The organism is Mycobacterium sp. (assembly GCF_032159565.1).
Lineage (GTDB): Bacteria > Actinomycetota > Actinomycetes > Mycobacteriales > Mycobacteriaceae > Mycobacterium.
Window position 1 is genome coordinate 1 of record NZ_JAVHWR010000137.1, and the last position, 17,169, is coordinate 17,169.

Annotated in this window: 20 protein-coding genes; 9 read left to right on the top strand and 11 right to left on the bottom strand. The window is 66.3% G+C overall.

Features of this window, described 5'->3' with window-relative positions; genetic code table 11:
• Positions 1-166 precede the first annotated feature (166 nt).
• Both QOC76_RS18375 and QOC76_RS18380 read right to left on the bottom strand, forming a co-directional pair.
• A complete protein-coding gene (locus QOC76_RS18375) occupies positions 167-361 on the bottom strand; it encodes a DUF3046 domain-containing protein (RefSeq protein WP_526358947.1) in 195 nt (64 codons plus the stop codon).
• Between the two features lie 9 nt (positions 362-370).
• Entirely contained in the window at positions 371-1,543 is a 1,173-nt protein-coding gene (locus QOC76_RS18380; RefSeq protein ID WP_526358949.1) for a glycosyltransferase, read from the bottom strand.
• An 18-nt stretch (positions 1,544-1,561) separates the two neighbouring features.
• On the opposite strand from QOC76_RS18380, the gene QOC76_RS18385 reads away from it, so the two are divergent.
• On the top strand, positions 1,562-1,993 hold the full coding sequence (locus QOC76_RS18385; protein ID WP_526358951.1) for a limonene-1,2-epoxide hydrolase family protein: 432 nt from the start codon (positions 1,562-1,564) through the stop codon (positions 1,991-1,993).
• Here QOC76_RS18385 and pspM read toward each other — a convergent pair whose 3' ends face one another.
• From pspM to pgsA, 4 genes are all read right to left on the bottom strand, one after another.
• On the bottom strand, positions 1,994-2,830 hold the full coding sequence (gene pspM / locus QOC76_RS18390) for a phage shock envelope stress response protein PspM (RefSeq protein WP_526358952.1): 837 nt from the start codon (positions 2,828-2,830) through the stop codon (positions 1,994-1,996).
• Positions 2,831-2,849: 19 nt separating this feature from the next.
• Positions 2,850-3,662, bottom strand: a complete 813-nt coding sequence (pspA, locus tag QOC76_RS18395) for a phage shock protein PspA (RefSeq protein WP_526358954.1) — start codon at positions 3,660-3,662, stop codon at positions 2,850-2,852.
• Positions 3,663-3,744: 82 nt separating this feature from the next.
• Positions 3,745-4,077, bottom strand: coding sequence for a transcriptional regulator ClgR (gene clgR, locus QOC76_RS18400; RefSeq protein ID WP_526358956.1), 333 nt, complete (start codon positions 4,075-4,077; stop codon positions 3,745-3,747).
• A 97-nt stretch (positions 4,078-4,174) separates the two neighbouring features.
• A complete protein-coding gene (pgsA, locus tag QOC76_RS18405; RefSeq protein ID WP_526358958.1) occupies positions 4,175-4,771 on the bottom strand; it encodes a CDP-diacylglycerol--glycerol-3-phosphate 3-phosphatidyltransferase in 597 nt (198 codons plus the stop codon).
• Positions 4,772-4,822: 51 nt separating this feature from the next.
• Here pgsA and QOC76_RS18410 point away from each other — a divergent pair, with 51 nt between their 5' ends.
• Positions 4,823-5,338, top strand: a complete 516-nt coding sequence (locus tag QOC76_RS18410; RefSeq protein WP_526359016.1) for an amino-acid N-acetyltransferase — start codon at positions 4,823-4,825, stop codon at positions 5,336-5,338.
• Between the two features lie 63 nt (positions 5,339-5,401).
• On the opposite strand, the gene QOC76_RS18415 is transcribed toward QOC76_RS18410, so the two are convergent.
• Positions 5,402-7,876: a DNA translocase FtsK 4TM domain-containing protein gene (locus tag QOC76_RS18415; protein ID WP_526358960.1), complete on the bottom strand. Its 2,475-nt coding sequence runs from the start codon at positions 7,874-7,876 to the stop codon at positions 5,402-5,404.
• 137 nt (positions 7,877-8,013) lie between these two features.
• Here QOC76_RS18415 and QOC76_RS18420 point away from each other — a divergent pair, with 137 nt between their 5' ends.
• A complete protein-coding gene (locus QOC76_RS18420; RefSeq protein ID WP_526358962.1) occupies positions 8,014-8,331 on the top strand; it encodes a putative quinol monooxygenase in 318 nt (105 codons plus the stop codon).
• Complete coding sequence (locus QOC76_RS18425) at positions 8,331-9,149, top strand: mycofactocin-coupled SDR family oxidoreductase (protein ID WP_526358964.1); 819 nt, start codon at positions 8,331-8,333, stop codon at positions 9,147-9,149. Before QOC76_RS18420 ends, QOC76_RS18425 begins: the two co-directional genes overlap by 1 nt.
• Positions 9,150-9,169: 20 nt before the next feature.
• Here QOC76_RS18425 and QOC76_RS18430 read toward each other — a convergent pair whose 3' ends face one another.
• Genes QOC76_RS18430 through thyX form a run of 3 tightly spaced genes read right to left on the bottom strand, consistent with a single transcriptional unit; the run spans position 9,170 to position 12,526 of the window.
• A complete protein-coding gene (locus QOC76_RS18430) occupies positions 9,170-10,846 on the bottom strand; it encodes a ribonuclease J (RefSeq protein WP_526358966.1) in 1,677 nt (558 codons plus the stop codon).
• Positions 10,846-11,748: a 4-hydroxy-tetrahydrodipicolinate synthase gene (gene dapA, locus QOC76_RS18435; RefSeq protein ID WP_526358968.1), complete on the bottom strand. Its 903-nt coding sequence runs from the start codon at positions 11,746-11,748 to the stop codon at positions 10,846-10,848. Before dapA ends, QOC76_RS18430 begins: the two co-directional genes overlap by 1 nt.
• Before the next feature lie 25 nt (positions 11,749-11,773).
• Positions 11,774-12,526, bottom strand: a complete 753-nt coding sequence (gene thyX / locus QOC76_RS18440; protein WP_526358970.1) for an FAD-dependent thymidylate synthase — start codon at positions 12,524-12,526, stop codon at positions 11,774-11,776.
• A gap of 83 nt (positions 12,527-12,609) precedes the next feature.
• Between thyX and QOC76_RS18445 the strand changes: the two genes are divergently transcribed.
• A complete protein-coding gene (locus tag QOC76_RS18445; RefSeq protein ID WP_526358972.1) occupies positions 12,610-13,197 on the top strand; it encodes a tRNA-specific adenosine deaminase in 588 nt (195 codons plus the stop codon).
• Here the strand turns inward: QOC76_RS18445 and QOC76_RS18450 are convergent.
• Entirely contained in the window at positions 13,190-13,999 is an 810-nt protein-coding gene (locus QOC76_RS18450) for a FadR/GntR family transcriptional regulator (RefSeq protein WP_526358974.1), read from the bottom strand. The genes QOC76_RS18445 and QOC76_RS18450 overlap by 8 nt on opposite strands.
• An 86-nt stretch (positions 14,000-14,085) precedes the next feature.
• On the opposite strand from QOC76_RS18450, the gene QOC76_RS18455 reads away from it, so the two are divergent.
• Genes QOC76_RS18455 through QOC76_RS18470 form a run of 4 tightly spaced genes read left to right on the top strand, consistent with a single transcriptional unit; the run spans position 14,086 to position 17,063 of the window.
• On the top strand, positions 14,086-14,997 hold the full coding sequence (locus tag QOC76_RS18455; protein WP_526358976.1) for a proline iminopeptidase-family hydrolase: 912 nt from the start codon (positions 14,086-14,088) through the stop codon (positions 14,995-14,997).
• 25 nt (positions 14,998-15,022) lie between these two features.
• Positions 15,023-16,438 (top strand): amino acid permease, encoded by a 1,416-nt coding sequence (locus QOC76_RS18460; protein ID WP_526358978.1) that lies wholly within the window; start codon positions 15,023-15,025, stop codon positions 16,436-16,438.
• A 26-nt stretch (positions 16,439-16,464) separates the two neighbouring features.
• The gene (locus tag QOC76_RS18465; protein ID WP_526358980.1) at positions 16,465-16,779 is read left to right on the top strand and encodes a WXG100 family type VII secretion target; all 315 of its coding nucleotides are present in this window, start codon (positions 16,465-16,467) and stop codon (positions 16,777-16,779) included.
• Entirely contained in the window at positions 16,779-17,063 is a 285-nt protein-coding gene (locus QOC76_RS18470; protein ID WP_526359018.1) for a WXG100 family type VII secretion target, read from the top strand. The genes QOC76_RS18465 and QOC76_RS18470 overlap by 1 nt, the downstream gene beginning before the upstream one ends.
• The last annotated feature ends 106 nt before the right edge of the window (positions 17,064-17,169 follow it).

Sequence of the window (17,169 nt, forward strand, 5' to 3'; positions counted from 1 at the left end):
GACTACAAGTCGCCGCCCCCTGGTGAGACCAGCGGTGGGGCCACCGCCTCACCGGCCGACGAACAGCCGGCTTCGCGCGGATCGGAATCCGATACCGGCGACGACAGGGTCGGGCCGACACACACCGGAGGCGTACACCGCGCCGAGGACCGGCGCTAGCCGCGGATCACCACTGGTCGCGTGGCACGTCGAAGTCGGCGCACAGCGCCCGCCAGACGTCGCGCGGCTCCACGCCGTCCTCGATCGCCTGCGCGGCGGTACGTCCGTCGAAACCCGTCAGCACATGGTCGACGAGCAGCGACTGGCCCCGGACCGGCCCGAATTGGGTGTCGACAAGCTCGTTGAATTCGGTCAACCGCACACGGTCAAACTACGCCGACGGTGCCAGCGCTTCGTGGCACACCCGTACCGGATCTGCCACATCGGCGGCGGTGGCGCCTCCGCGCCTGGCGGCTTCTGCGTATCGCGGCGAGGACAGGACCTCGGTGACCGCAGCCGCCAACGCCTCCGGGTCCAGCGGCCGGATCAACTGTGCGCTGCCTTGTCGCACAAGGCGATTCGCGATCTCCCACTGATCGCCGCCGCCGGGCACCACCACCATCGGGACGCCGGCCATCAGCGTCTTGGACACCATGCCGTGGCCGCCGCCACAAATCACCAGGTCGGCTTGTGAGAGCAGTTCGTCCTGGCGGCCAAGGCCGACCACCGCCCACGCCGGCACGTCGAGGTCATCACCGCCCAGCCGCGACACGACCACCCGCGACCCCACGGGCAATACGTCACCCGGCCGCAGCGTCTCCAGCGCCACCTCGGTCAACCCGCGTGCGCCGGTGATCGCCGTTGAAGGCGCGACGACGATGACCGGGCCGTCCCCCGGTGGGATCTCCAGCCTGGTGTCGGTCGGTTCGAAATGCAGTGGACCGACGACGACGGCCTCGCCGGGCCAATCGGGACGAGGTACCTCCAGCGCGGGCAGCGTGGCGACGAGCCGTCGCAGCGGTCCGGGATCGGTTGCGGGTAAACCGATTTCGACCCTCACCGCCGAGCGCTGGCGGATGCCTTCCCGCCACGACCGCGCCGTCAACGCCCGCATGATCGCATCGCGCAGCTTGCCGCGGATCCCGACGCCCGGCGCCAATCCGCTGCCCAGCGGCGGCAACCCCTTCGACGGCCGGTACAACGGTGCAGGATTCAGTTCGATCCATGGGATGCCGAGCACTTCGGCCGCCAACCCGCCGCAGGCGGTGATCACGTCGGACACCACCAGATCCGGGGCGAGGTCGCGCAGGTTCGGCACATTGCGCACCGCCATCCGTGCCGCGCGTTGATGGATTTTGGCGCCTGCGTCGGTGTCGTCGTCGGTTTCGGTGGGATCCAGCCCGACGAGTTCGACGGCGTCCACTCCGACCGAGCGGGCCGTGTCCAGCCACTCGGTACCGGTCAGCAGTGTCGGAGCGTCACCGGCGGCCAGAAAGCGGCGACACAGCGCCAGGGCGGGAAAGGCGTGTCCGGGGTCGGGTCCGGCGAACACGGCGACGCGCATGCGGGCTACCCTACGGGCATGACATCAGGGGTGGACACCACGGCCAACGCACGCGTAGTTGAGACGTTTCTGTATGCGCTACAGGACGAAAACTTCGACTCGGCCGATTCGGCAATCGCCGACAACATCGAATGGCAGAACGTCGGACTTCCGACGATCCGCGGTCGTCGCCGCGTGATGAAGATCTTCCGCAGTGGTCAGGGCCGCATGGCTTTCGAGGTGAAGATCCACCGGATCGCAGCCGACGGCAATGCCGTGTTGACGGAGCGAACCGACGCGCTGATCTTCGGCCCCGTGCGCCTCCAGTTTTGGGTGTGCGGCGTGTTCGAGGTGCACGGCGGGAAGATCACGCTCTGGCGGGACTACTTCGACTTGTTCGATGTTTGCGTCAAGGCGCCGTTGCGCGGGCTCGCGGGGATCTTCGTCCCGTCGCTGCGCCCGACGATGTGACTACGCCCGCCTGAGCTGACCCAGTTCGTCGAACGCCTGCGCCCAGCCGGTCAGCCGGTCAGTCGCGTTGACCAGCTCATCGCGGTAGCGCTGCTGCGACATCGGCGAGTTCGACATCGGCCCCACCCCGTCTGGCCGGCTGGCGGCCGACACCAATTGCGCTGCCGCGGTGACCATGTCGTTGTACTGGCGGGCACCGCTGTCGAGCTGCGCGGTGAACGCGCCGATGGTCGGTGACAGGTGAGTGCGCGATCCGGGTGCGTTGGCGATCGCCCGCTCCATCGACACCACCTCGCCTGCGGTCGCCGCCATGGTCGCTGCGGACTGGTTCGCCACGGCGACCAGTTCACGCAGTTCGCCTGCCGGCAGCATCTTGCCCCGCTCCATGACGCTGATCAGCGAGAACAGCCCGCGCTCTGAGGCGGCCAGCGCGGCCATCGGCTGCCGGGCCGCCGAGCCCCAGGGAGGCAGCCGCCGGGTGGACCGGGAACGCTGCGGGGGCAAGGGCTCACCACGCAGCCAGCGATAGCGAAGAAACGACAGCGTGGCGAGAAACGCCGCGCCGACCGCGATCGGCGCAGGGATGAACAACGCCCATGCCGGCGTGCTCCACGACGCGAGAAGCACCGTCACTCCCACCCAGATCAGGCACGACACGGTGAAGAACAACGTCAGACCCAGCGCCCACTTGCGCTTGCGCAATTGCTTGGCGCGCGGATCGGCGGCCGAGTTGAGCTTCTGGGCCAGCACGTCGGACAGCTCTGCGGCGGTGTCGATCCCACGCTGGGCAAGCGACCGCCACGCCTCCGGCCTGCTACCTTTCGAGCGCTGTTTCATTGCCACCCCGCCAAACCGGCTACTGTCCGATCGGATTTTCGGGTGTCGCCTCCGGCGTCGACGCCGGGCTCGCAGGCGCAGTGGCCCCGCCGGCGCCGGACGGCAGAGCGTCGCCGCGCATCGAGGCGCGGATCTGCTCCAGGCGTGAGTGTCCGGCCATCTCCACGCTGGCCTGCTGGACCTCGAGCATGCGGCCTTGAACGGAGTTCTGGGCGAGCTCGGCGGCGCCCATCGCGTTGGCGTAACGGCGTTCGATCTTCTGCCGCACCTCATCGAGGGTGGGGGTGTTGCCCGGGGCGGCCATCTCGCTCATCGACTGCAGCGACGCGCTCACCTGTTCCTGCATCTTGGCCTGCTCGAGTTGGCTGAGCAGCTTGGTGCGCTCGGCGATCTTCTGCTGAAGCATCATCGCGTTCTGCTCGACGGCCTTCTTCGCCTGACCTGCGGCCTGCAACGCCTGATCGTGCAGCCCCTTGAGGTCTTCGACGCTCTGCTCGGCGGTCACCAGCTGCGCGGCGAAAGCCTCGGCGGCGTTGTTGTACTCGGTGGCCTTGGCGGCATCGCCTGCCGAGGTGGCCTGATCGGCGAGCGTCAGCGCCTGACGAACGTTGACCTGCAGCTTCTCGATATCGGCGAGCTGACGGTTGAGCCGCATCTCGAGCTGACGCTGGTTGCCGATGACCTGGGCCGCCTGCTGCGTCAGGCCTTGGTGCTGCCGCTGCGCCTCCTCGATGGCCTGCTGAATCTGCACCTTCGGATCCGCGTACTCGTCGACCTTGGAGCTGAACAGCGCCATCAGGTAGCGCCATGCCTTGGAGAACGGATTGGCCATGGGTTCATTCCACCTTCGTGTCTTCAGATCTGCTTCCGTCTGCCCTCAGGTCAACCTATCGGTTGTGCGCAGATCAGAACAGCTAGGCGACCGCCATCGAGACGGTGTGCGGGATGACGACCTTGGTGGTGGCGTCGATGTTGGCGGTGCCGGCCGACGCGTGGGCGAGCGCATTGAACTCCTCCTGCGCCATGTCGTCGCCGGCATCGGAGAGCACCCTCGACAGCGGGACGTGCAGGGCGCCGCAGATGGCACCGAGCAGTTCGCTGGAAGCCTCTTTGCGGCCGCGTTCGACCTCGGACAGATAGCCGAGGCTGACCCGCGCGGCATCGGACACCTCGCGCAGAGTGCGGCCCTGATCAATGCGGGCACGACGCAGCACGTCGCCGATAACCTCGCGGAGCAATGTGCCCATCGTGGTCTCCTTCACTTGGGTGGTACTAGAGCAACGCCAGGGGCTCCTGCGATGGTTCCCGGGTGGACACGTTTGGCGCGAAATCTTCGTCACACGGTCATTGACCTGCGACTCGTCCCCTGGAGTCGCGGATCGCCGAGACCACGTAGTCGATGCCGGTGAGCACGGTCAGCACGATCGCGGCGCCCATCACGACCCAGGCGCCGGTCAACCACGGGCCGGACAACGGCAGGACGAACAGTCCGATCGCGACGGCTTGGACCAGCGTCTTGAGCTTGCCGCCGCGGCTGGCGGGGATGACCCCGTGGCGCAGCACCGCGAAGCGCAGGACCGTGATGCCGATCTCGCGGACCAGGATCACCACCGTCACCCACCACGGCAGCTCGCCGAGCATGGCCAGGCCGATCAGCGCGGCGCCGATCAGTGTCTTGTCCGCGATCGGGTCGGCCAACCGGCCGAAGTCGGTCTCGATGCCGTAGCTACGCGCCAGCGCCCCGTCGAACCGGTCGGTGATCACCGCGACGGCAAAGATCGCGAAAGCCGTGATTCGCCAAGGCGTTTCGTGGCCGTCGCCGGCGGACAACGCGATCAGGAAGACTGGGACGAGGACCAACCGCAAGCCGGTGAGTAGATTGGCGATGTTCGCGACCTTCGCGCGGGGGATCACCGGATCGGTATCAGGTTGGCCCGGCACCGACACAGAATATCCGTTGATCGAACCGATACCCTCGCAGCTGTGAACTCGCTGCCCGATGGTTCGCGGCCCGACGGGCTCGTGGTGCGTCGCGCGACCACGTCGGATGTGCCCTCGATCAAGGCGCTGGTCGATATCTATTCGGGCCGAATCCTGCTGGAGAAGAACCTGGTGACCCTCTACGAGGGCATCCAGGAGTTCTGGGTGGCCGAGCACGACGGCGAGCTCATCGGCTGCGGAGCCCTGCACGTGCTGTGGGCGGACCTCGCCGAGGTGCGGACCGTGGCCGTGCACCCGAAGGTGAAGGGGCGGGGCGTCGGCCACCTCATCGTCGACCGGCTGCTGGATGTGGCCCGCGAACTGCACCTGCGACGCATCTTCGTGCTCACCTTCGAAACCGAGTTCTTCAGCAGGCACGGGTTCACCGAGATCGAGGGCACACCGGTGACCGCGGAGGTCTACGAGGAGATGTGCCGCTCGTATGACACCGGTGTCGCCGAATTCCTCGACCTGTCCTACGTCAAGCCGAACATCCTCGGCAACTCGCGAATGCTCTTGACTCTCTGACGCCCAAACCAACGATTGGGCGCGAAAGTGCGAGTGCAGCGCGCCATTGCGTCGATCTCGGCGCTAGTGGTCGTCGTCGTCGCCGGACGTGGTGCCGCGAATGGACGCGATCGTCGCGGCGAGCTCGTCGGGCTTCACCAGCACCTCGCGCGCCTTGGAACCCTCGCTCGGGCCGACGATTCCGCGGGTCTCCATCAGGTCCATCAACCGGCCCGCCTTGGCGAAGCCGACCCGCAGCTTGCGCTGCAGCATCGACGTGGAGCCGAACTGGCTGGACACCACCAGCTCCACGGCCTGCAGGAGGACGTCCATGTCGTCGCCGATGTCCGGGTCGACGTCGGTACGCTCGCCGGTCGGCTTGGCGGTGGTCACGCCCTCGGTGTATTCGGGTTCGGCCTGGTCCTTGCAGGCAGCGACGACCGCTTGAATCTCCTCGTCGGTGATGTACGCCCCCTGCAGCCGAATCGGCTTGTTGGCACCCATCGGGATGAACAGACCGTCGCCCATGCCGATGAGCTTCTCGGCCCCTTGCTGATCAAGAATGACCCGGCTGTCGGTCAGTGACGACGTGGCGAATGCCAACCGGGACGGCACGTTGGACTTGATCAACCCGGTGACCACGTCGACCGACGGCCGCTGGGTGGCCAGCACCAGGTGAATGCCCGCCGCCCGCGCCTTCTGGGTGATCCGCACGACGGCGTCCTCGACATCGCGTGGCGCCGTCATCATCAGGTCCGCCAGTTCGTCGACGATCGCCACCACATACGGATATGGGCGGTATTCGCGCTGACTACCGAGCGGCGTTGTGATCTCACCCGAGCGCACCTTGGCGTTGAAGTCGTCGATGTGCCGCACCCGCGACGCCTGCATGTCCTGGTAGCGCTGCTCCATTTCCTCGACCAGCCAGGCCAGCGCCGCGGCGGCCTTCTTCGGCTGTGTGACGATCGGAGTGATCAAGTGCGGAATGCCCTCGTACGGCGTCAGTTCCACCATCTTCGGATCGATCAGAATCATCCTGACCTCCTCCGGCGTGGCACGGGCCAGCAGGGACACCAGCATCGAGTTGACGAAGCTCGACTTACCCGAGCCGGTCGAACCCGCTACCAGCAGGTGCGGCATCTTCGCCAGGTTCCACGAGATGTATTCGCCCTCGATGTCTTTGCCCAGCGCGATCACCAGCGGGTGGTGGTCGCTGCGGGTCGACGGATCGGTCAGCACGTCCGCGAGGCGAACCATCTCGCGGTCGGTGTTCGGCACCTCGATGCCGACGGCGGACTTACCGGGAATCGGGGCGAGCATCCGAACGCTTTCGGTGGCAGCCGCATAGGCGATATTCTTCTGCAGCTGGGTGATCTTCTCGACCTTGACACCCGGTCCCAGCTCGACCTCGTATCGCGTGACGGTCGGCCCCCGGGTGCACCCGGTGACCGCGGCGTTGACCTTGAACTGCTGCAGCACTTCGGAGATCGCCTCTGCCATGCGGTCATTGGACGCACTGCGTTTCTTCGGCGGGTCGCCCTTCTTGAGCAGTTCCAGCGACGGCAGCGCGTACGGGCCGTCAACGACGCGATCCGACACCGGCTTCTGCGGCTTGGCCGTCTTCTTGCGCTTCGCCGCACGGGTGGGCTCGGGCACCGTCGGCGCCTCGTCGTCCAGCGGATAGTTCTCCATCGGCGTGCCGCTTGGCCACGCCCGCCCGTCGTCGTCGCTGTAGGTCGACGGGTCGTCGTAGTAGCCGTCGGAGAAGTCCTCGGGCTCGGCGTCGGCATGCTCCGCGAAATCGTCGTCGTCGTAGAACTCGTCGTCGTCGCGCATCAGCCGGGTGCCGAACATCGCCCGCACCGTGTCGGGGACTTCGCGGATCGTGGTGCCGGTGATCAGCAGCAGGCCGAACAGCGCGGCGATGAACAACAGCGGGGCGGCGATCCACTGGGTCAGCCCCTCCGACAGCGGGCCGCCGATGGCGAAGCCGATGAACCCGGCGGCGTGCTGTCGACCCGCCGGGTTGTCCGGCGAGCCGGACCACAGGTGCCACAGGCCGAGCGCGGGCAGCACGATCATCGTCGCGCCGAGGATCAGCCGCGGCCGGGTGTCGGGATCGGGCTCGGTGCGCATCAGCACGACCGCGACCGCGATGAGTGCGGCCGGCAACAGCAGCACGGCCGACCCGATCAGCACCCGCAGCAAGTTGTCGATCCATCCGCCGACCGGCCGGGCCGCGTCGAACCACGAGCTCGCGATGACGACGACGGCGACGCCAAGCAGCGCCAGTGCGATTCCGTCACGACGGTGGCCGGGGTCGATGTCGCGGGCGCGGCCCATCGAGCGGGCCGTCGAACCGGCCCCCCTGGCCAGCATTAACCAACCGGCGCGGGCACCCCGCCCGATGGCCAGCCCGGCCGCCGGGACGGGCGACGCGTTTCGGCGTTGGGCCGGCTTCTTGCGCGGCGCCGGCCGGGCCGAGCGGGACCCTGACCGCGAACCGGCTTTTGACCTGCTCGAACGGGCACCAGAGCGCGCAGCGGTCTTACTTGGCATGGCCCCAAGCCTAGTCGCAGATGCCCCATATTCACCATCTGCCACACGGGTCACAGTTAGGTGTCGAAAGTTAGTTAGGTTGGCTTCAGTAGGGTGCTCATTTGACCGGTCCCGACTTATCGAGGAGCTCATCAACCATGCCCGTTGTCGTTGTCGCCACGTTGAAGGCCAAGCCAGAGTCCGTCGAAGCCGTGCGGGAGGCCGGTACGAAGGCGATCGCGCAGGTCCACGACGAGCCGGGGTGTGAGCTTTATTCGCTGCATGAAGCCGAAGACGGCACGTTCATCTTCGTCGAGCAGTGGGCCGACGCCGAGGCGCTCAAGACGCACAGCAGCGCCCCGGCGGTCGCCACCTTTTTCGGCGCCATCGGCGAGCTTCTCGATGGGGCGCCGGACATAAAGGTGCTGCAGACGGTCGTCGCCGGCAACCCGGCCAAGGGCCGGCTGCGGCCCTAATGGCCTCGCTCGACGGCAAGGTCGCATTCATCACCGGGGCCGCCCGGGGGCAAGGACGAGCGGAGGCCGTGCGGTTGGCCTCCGACGGCGCGGATATCATCGCGGTCGACATCTGTGACCAGATCGCCTCGGTGCCCTACCCGATGGCGACGCCGGACGACCTCGCGCAGACCATCAAGCTCGTCGAGGACACGGGTGCCCGGATCGTGGCGCGCGAGGCCGACGTTCGCGACCGCGAATCGCTGAGCACTGCTCTGCAAGCCGGTTTGGACGAGCTCGGCAGGTTGGACATCGTCATCGCCAATGCGGGCATTGCCCCAATGCAGTCGGGCGAAGTCGGATGGCGCGACGTGGTGGACGTGAACCTCACCGGCGTGCATCACACGGTCGACGTGGCGATACCGGCGATGGTCGAGGGAGGCAACGGCGGGGCGATCGTGCTGACGAGCTCTGCCGCGGGCCTGGTCGGAATCGGGGGCGACGACGCCGGTTCACTCGGTTACACGGCCGCCAAGCACGGGGTCGTCGGGCTGATGCGAGCGTACGCGAACCATCTTGCGCCGCAGCGCATCCGGGTGAACTCGATTCATCCGGCCGCGGTGAGCACGCCGATGATCAACAACGAGTTCACCAGGCAGTGGCTGGATCGCATCACCCGCGAGTCCGACGCGCCGGTGGATTTCGGCATGGCACTGCCGGTGCACTCCGTCACCGCCGAGGACATCGCGAACGCGGTGGCATGGCTGGTGTCCGACGAGGCGTGGTACATCACCGGGGTGACGTTGCCCGTCGACGCGGGATACGCCAACAACCGCTGACGCCCGTGCCCGTCGGCCGATTAGATCTCGATGACCGTTGGCACGATCATCGGCTGACGGCGGTAGGTCTCCCCCACCCATTTGCCGACCGTCCGCCGCACCGCCTGGGCGATCCGGGTGACGTCGGTGATGTGATCGCCGGCAAGGATTTCCAGCTCCTCCTCCACCTTCACGGCGACCGGTTCCAGCGCCTTGGGGTCTTCGGAGAAGCCCCGTGCGTGCAGGTGCGCGGGTGCGGCAGCACGTCCGGTGCCGCGGTGCACGACGACCGTGACCGCGATGAAACCCGAAGACAGCGTAAGCCGTTCACCCAGAGTGGACTCGCCGACGTCGCCAGTGATCAACCCGTCGACGAACATCTTTCCGGTCGGCACGGCACCGGCGATGCTGGCCTTGCCCGCAACCAGGTCGACGCTGACACCGTTCTCCGCCAGCATGATCCCCGCGGGGTCGACGCCGGAGCGGGTGGCCAGCGCCGCATTGGCCCTCAGCATTCGCCACGTTCCGTGCACCGGCATCACGTTGCGTGGCCGCACGCCGTTGTAGAGGAACAGCAGCTCACCGGAATAGGCATGACCCGTGACATGCACGCGCGCTTGTTGGTTGGTGACGACGCGAGCGCCGATCTTGGCCAGCTCGTCGATCACACCGTAGACCGCTTCCTCGTTGCCGGGGATCAGCGACGACGACAGCACGATCAGGTCACCGCGCGTCAGCGTGATGCTGCGATGCTCACCACGCGACATCCGCGACAGCGCGGACATCGGCTCACCCTGGGTTCCGGTAGTGATCAGCACGACCCGTTCGGGCGCCATCATCTCGGCCGCGCCGATGTCGACCAGGTCGTCCTCGTCGACGCGTAGGTAGCCCAACTCGCGGGCGATACCCATGTTGCGCACCATCGACCGCCCCACGAACGACACCCGCCGGCCGAGCGACACCGCGGCATCGATGATCTGTTGCACGCGATCGACATTGGAGGCGAAGCACGCGACGATGACCCGGCCGTCGGCGCCGCGGATCAGCCGGTGCAGCGTCGGGCCGACCTCGCTCTCCGACGGTCCGACACCGGGGATCTCGGAGTTCGTGGAGTCGCAGAGGAACAGGTCGACCCCGGCGTCCCCGAGCCTCGACATGGCGGGAAGGTCGGTCGGTTTGTCGTCGAGGGGCAACTGGTCGAGTTTGATGTCGCCGGTGTGCAGCACGGTGCCCGCGCCGGTGTGGATCGCGATCGCCAGGCAACCGGGGATCGAGTGGTTGACGTGGAAGTACTGGCACTCGAACACGCCGTGCGTTGTCCGTTGTCCCGCCGCCACTTCGACGAAAGTGGGCTTGAGCCGATGTTCGCGACACTTCTCCGCCACCAGCGCGAGTGTGAATTTCGAACCGACCACCGGTATGTCGGGGCGAAGCTTGAGCAGGAACGGAATGGCACCGATGTGGTCTTCGTGTGCGTGCGTCAGCACGAGCGCCTCGACGTCATCCAGACGATCCTCGACGAGCCGCAGGTCGGGCAGGATCAGGTCGACGCCGGGCTCGTCATGACCGGGGAAGAGCACCCCGCAGTCGACGATCAGGAGTCGGCCGAGATGCTCGAAAACGGTCATGTTGCGACCGATTTCGCTGATGCCGCCAAGTGCCGTTACCCGCAGACCTCCGGGGGCCAGAGGTCCCGGTGGTTTGAGATCGGTATCCACTACCGAAGCACCGCCGCGGCGCGCATATCGGCCGCCAGCGCCTCGATCTGGTCCGGTGTCGCAGGCACCTGCGGCAGTCGCGGATCACCGACATCGATGCCCTGCAGCCGCAGGCCCTCCTTGGACATCGTGACGCCCCCGAGCCGTGACTGGGCTTCACTCAGCGGCGCGAGCGTCACGTTGATCTTGCGGGCGGTGGCGACGTCGCCGGAAGAGAACGCCGACAACATCTCTCGCAGCTGGCTGGCAGCGACGTGTCCCCAGACACTGACGAACCCGACCGCACCCATCGCGAGCCACGGCAGGTTGAGGGCGTCGTCGCCGGAGTAATACGCCAGCCCGGTTTCGGCGATGATCTGCCCGCCGCCGTTGAGATCGCCCTTGGCGTCCTTGATTCCGGCGATGTTCGGATGCCCGGCCAGCGCCCGTATGGTGTCCCATTCGATCGGGATGCCCGACCTGATCGGAATGTCGTAGAGCAGGATCGGCACCGACACCGCATCGGCGATCGCCGTGAAGTGGGCGGTCAATCCGGCCTGCGACGGCCTCGAGTAGTACGGGGTGACGACGAGCAGTCCGTGCGCCCCCTCTGCCTCGCATGCCTTCGCCAAGTGGATGCTGTGCGCGGTGTCGTAGGTTCCGGCGCCTGTGATGATGCGGGCGCGGTCGCCGACGGCGTCGAGCACCGCCCGCAGAAGCGCGATCTTCTCGTCATCGGTGGTCGTCGGCGACTCACCGGTGGTGCCGGATAACACCAGGCCGTCGCAGCCTGCGTCGACCAGGTGGGCGGCCAAGCGCGCGGCGGCGGTGGTGTCGAGCGAGCCGTCGGGCTTGAACGGCGTCACCATCGCGGTCAGCACGGTGCCCAACCGGGCCTGCACGTCGAATCCGCTGGTGTTCACGGCCACCAAGATTACCCGCTGATGGTCAGGCTTCCGTCGCCAACGGGGAGGTGGCGACCTCGGTGCCGTCGGCCAACGTGGCGATCTCGAAGTCGGAGAAGGCCTGGGGGGCGACGTCGACGAGCTGACGCAGGCACGCGATCGCGAGCCTGCGGATCTCCACGTCGGCTTGTTCGCTGGCCCGCATCGCGATGAAGTGCCGCCAGGCCCGATAGTTGCCGGTCACGACGATGCGGGTCTCGGTCGCGTTGGGCAACACCGCGCGCGCCGCCTGACGGGCCTGTTTGCGCCGCAGGGCGGCGTTGGGCTGGTCGGCGAACTTGGCCTCCAGCCTGGCCAGCAGCTCCGAGTAGGTGGCACGGCTGGCGTCGGCGGCCGCGGTGAAGATCTCCTGCAGTTCCTGGTCGTCCTCCATGTCGGGGGGCACGACCACCTGCGAATCGTGCTCGGGCACATACCGCTGGGACAGCTGCGAGTACGAGAAATGGCGGTGGCGGATCAGCTCGTGCGTGCACGACCGCGAGATCCCGGTGATGTAGAACGACACCGTCGCGTGCTCGAGCACCGAGAAGTGCCCGACGTCGATGATGTGCCGCAGGTAGCCGGCGTTGGTCGCGGTCCGCGGGTTGGGCTTGGACCAGCTCTGATAGCAGGCCCGGCCGGCGAACTCCACCAGCGCGGGTCCGCCGTCGGCGTCGGTGCTCCACGGCACGTCGGGGGGAGCCAAGAACTCGGTCTTGGCGATCAACTGCACGCGCAGCGCCGCGGTCTCGGCCACGGCTCACCCTAACGCGAGCACCGTTACGAAAGCGTTGCGGCTTGCACACCGGAACGGCGGCCTTGCGCCGCTACGCTGCAGCGATGGGGGATAACACCGTCGCGGCACGGCTTCTAGACGTGATGGAGCGCGACATTCTGCCGATGACCGAACGCGGTGTCGCCGCAGGCAACAAGGTGTTCGGCGCGGCCCTGTTGCGCAAGTCCGACTTCTCTGTGGTGATCGCCGGCACCAACGCAGAAACCGACAATCCGCTGTTGCACGGCGAAATCAGCACACTGAACCAGTTCTATGAGCGGTCCGCTCGGCCGTCGACGCGGGACTTGATTTTCCTGTCCACCCACGAACCCTGCCCGCTGTGCCTGTCGGCTATCACCTGGTGCGGATTCGACAACTTCTACTACTTCTTCACCTACGAGGATTCCCGCGACGCGTTCGGCATTCCACACGACCTGAAGATCCTCAAGGAGGTCTTCGGCGTCGAGGCCGGTGCGTACCGGCGCAAGAACGCGTTCTGGACCGCCTACTCGATCGGTGCACTGGTCGAGACCGAAGCCGAGCCGCTCCGCACCCGGCTGCGCGAGCAGGACAAGCGGATCCGTGCTGTCTACGCGGCCCTGTCCGAGCAGTATCAGAGTTCCAAGGCCGACAACACCATTCCGTTCAACTGACCACTCGTCGCCAAGCGGTCCGACGCGCGGCGGAACTCGGTGCGTCGGTGAACACCCCGGCCCGCTCCATCGCTGTCGTGATGAGTTCGAAGTCGATGAGGCCGTGATGACGCGCAAGATCGTCGGCATCGTCGGCGCGGCCGTCGGCGATGGCACCCACCAGCTGTTCATGTTCGTCAAGAGCGCGTAGCTCCATGGTGCGCATGGTGGACGGCTCACCCCAAAGGTGGGCCGGCGCACCGATACTGACCGTGGCTTTCACGTCGAGCAGCACCTGCTTGAGAACGTCGTTGTGGGCCGCATCCATGATCGCCAGGTGCAGCCGGCTGTCGGCCTGCTGTGCGTCCAGGCCGCTCTTTGCTGTCCGGTACGCCTCAAACCTGGCTTGAATCGCGGCTATGTCGTGTTCAGTACGCGACTCCGCGGCGGCCCGGCTGAGGGTGCCCTGCAGCCGGCAGATCGCGTCGCAGCGGTCTCGTAGTTCGCCCAGTCGCGCCCGCAGCGTGCGGCCGACCGCATCGGTGGACGAGTCCGGCCATTGGTCCCGGACGTACGACCCGCCGCCGCGTCCCCGTCGCGTTTCGATCAGTCCCCGATCGAGAAGGCGGGCCAGCGCAGCCCGCACCGTCATGCGACCCGCCCGCAGCGACGCAGCGAGATCGCGTTCGACCGGCAACCGCGCGCCGGGCAGGTACTCCCCGATCGCTATCGCGGTGATCAGGCGATCGGTGATCTCGTCGACGCGGGTGGGCGTGTCACGTTGCTGGTGTGACAAGCCTCCCGGTGCGCTGTCGTGCGCCATGCGGTCATTCCTTCGTTGTCATCTTGAATGTTAAATCCCGATCAATGGTCTTGTCATGAGACCTTTACCGGTCCATGCTGAACTCCATGCCTCGTAGCACCCGGATGGTCCCGTTCCGCAGCCACCGGACCTGGGTCCAGATCACCGCCCCGGAGGACCCCCGGCCCGGCGCGCAGCCGCTGTTCGTCCTGCACGGCGGACCCGGCATGGCGCACAACTACGTCCGCAACATCGCCGAACTTGCCGACGAAACCGGCCGCACCGTCATCCACTACGACCAGATCGGGTGTGGCAATAGCACGCACCTGCCCGATGCACCCGCGGACTTCTGGACGCCCGAGCTGTTCGTCGAGGAGTTCCACACGGTCCGCGAAGCTCTGGGCATCGACGAGTACCACCTGCTCGGCCAGTCCTGGGGCGGCATGCTGAGCGCCGAGATCGCCGTCCTGCAACCACCAGGGCTGACGTCGGTGGCGATCTGCAACTCGCCGGCATCGATGGAACTCTGGATGGCCGGCGCCGCCGAGTTGCGGGCTGCCCTGCCCCCCGACGTACAGGACGCGCTGACCCGTCACGAGGAAGCGGGCACCGTGACCGATCCGGAGTATCTGGCGGCGACCGACGAGTTCTACCGGCGGCATCTGTGCCGGGTGGTGCCGACACCGCAAGACCTCGTCGACACCATCGAGCAGATGGAAGCCGAGCCGACGGTATACCACACGATGAACGGCCCCAACGAGTTTCACGTACTCGGCACACTGCGCGGGTGGAGCATCGTCGACCGGTTGCCTCAGATCACCGCGCCCACGCTGGTCATCGCCGGCGAGTTCGACGAGGCGACTCCGCAGACCTGGCAGCCGTATGTCGATCAGATCGCGGGTGCGGATAGCCACGTGTTCCCCGCCACCAGTCACTGCTCGCACCTGGAGAAGCCAGAGGAGTTTCGCGCCGTCGTCGCCGCGTTCCTTGCCCGTCACGACGCGACAGCCCGCGTCTAGCCCACCTCGACCCGACAGGACAGTCATGGAAGGTCAACGTAGCCTCGAATCCTTCGGCTACACACAGGAATTGCACCGCTCGGTCGCGACCGTCGACCTGCTCATCTACGGCCTGATCTTCATGGTGCCGATCGCGCCGTGGGCGATTTTCGGCACCGTCTACAACAGCGCTGCCGGCATGGTGCCGCTGGTCTACCTCATCGGCCTGGTGGCGATGGTGTTCACCGCGATGGCCTACGCGCAGATGGCCCGATCGTTCCCGCTCGCAGGCTCGGTGTTCTCCTATGTCGGCCGCGGAATCCATCCGGGTGCCGGCTTTTTCGCGGGCTGGGCAATTCTGCTCGACTACTTGCTGGTGCCGACGCTGCTGTACGTCTTCGCAGCAGAGTCGATGATCGGCCTGTTCCCCGGAACGCCCCGGTGGATGTGGGCGATCGTGTTCGTCGTCGTCAACACCGTGATAAATCTGCTCGGCGTCGACTCGCTCAAAATGGCGAACCGCGTGTTCTTGGCGATCGAACTGGTCTTCGTCGTGATCTTCGTCTACATCGCGTTCCGCGCGATCAGCGGCGGCTCACTGCCCAACGTCGGCTGGAGCACCACTCCCATCTGGAACCCGGAACTCGTCAGCGCCCCGTTGATCGCGACTGCGCTGTCGATCGCAGTGCTGAGCTTCCTTGGCTTTGACGGCATTTCGACGCTCGCCGAAGAGTCGACGGGCAAGCGCAACCCGGCAGGCCGCGCGATGGTGGGTGCGCTTTTCATCGTGGCAATCCTGTTCATCGGTCAGACGTGGCTGGCCAGCCTGCTTGCCGGCGGGCGTGAAGCGTTCAGCGACGACGAGGCAGGCAACGCGTTCTTCACACTGGTCGAGGCGGCGTCAAACACCGGATGGATGAATGCGTTCTTCGTCGTCAATGTGCTCGCCGTGGGATTCGCGAACGCCATGGCTGCCCAGGCGGCGACCAGTCGGCTGCTGTACTCGATGAGCCGGGATCGCCAACTGCCCGGCTTCCTGTCGAAGATCAGCGCTCGCCAGGTCCCGATCAACGCGATCCTCCTGGTGAGCGCGATCAGTGTCGTGCTCGTGCTGTTCTTCGTCGGCCAGATCGGGCTGATCTCGTCGCTGGTGAACTTCGGCGCGCTGTTCGCCTTCTGCCTGCTCCACATCTCCGTCGTCTGGTACTACATCGGGCACAAGAAATCGAAGAATTACCTGCTGCACCTGGTCGTTCCGACGCTCGGTTTCCTGATCATCGGCTATGTGCTGTTCAACGCCGACCCGCTGGCCAAGATCGGCGGCATTGTGTGGCTGGCGATCGGCGCGGTGGTGTTCATCGTCAACAGGATCACCGGCCGAGGCGTGACGGACTTCAGCGAGGAAGGGCAGATCGAGGGCGAAGGCGCCGGCGCAGAGTCGGCAAAATTAGTGCAGGAGTGACGTTCCAGCGCCCATACGCTTGATACGTGGCCAGCCAGATACGGGTTGATGTACCCCGAGCGCTCCAAACTTCGCACGCCGTAGGCGGTGATGCCGAGGGCTTACGCGTGGAACTTGCGAGACTGTCGCGGGAGTGGGACCACGTCGTGTCGGGGTGGTCCGGAGCTGCGGCGTCTTCATGTGCCACCCTGTGGGAAGAGTGGCACGACGGGGCGGCCAAGCTCGTTGAGAGGCTGGCTCATTCGTCTTATCTGCTCGAGCGGGCCGCCGTGGCTTACGACCAGACAGAAACTATTTCCGCGCAATCCGTGCGTGGTGTTTCCACCGAAATCGGTTCGTGATGCGGTATCGAGTCGAACTCGAGATCCTGCTGGCGTTCGTCGACAAACTTCAAGCCTTCGAGCGCCACGCCGCAGCGATCGCTGCTCGCGTCGACGAACAAGTCACCGACTTGCACGAGACGTGGGAGGGTGCGGGCGCCGCGGCGCACAACACGCTGCACCAGGAGTGGATGAGCGCCGCGCAACAGATGCGAGAAGCATTGGCGCAGTTGCGAGAAGTCGCGGACAGAGCCCACCGCAACTACACCGAGGCCGCTCAGCTGAACGTAGCGATGCTGACGTGACCCAGGACGTCGACTCGGACACCTATTATTCGGTCGGCCGGCGGATGTTCGAGTTAGCATGCGGCCGATTTCGGGGTGATCGAGCCACGCGGCAAGAGTGGGTTCG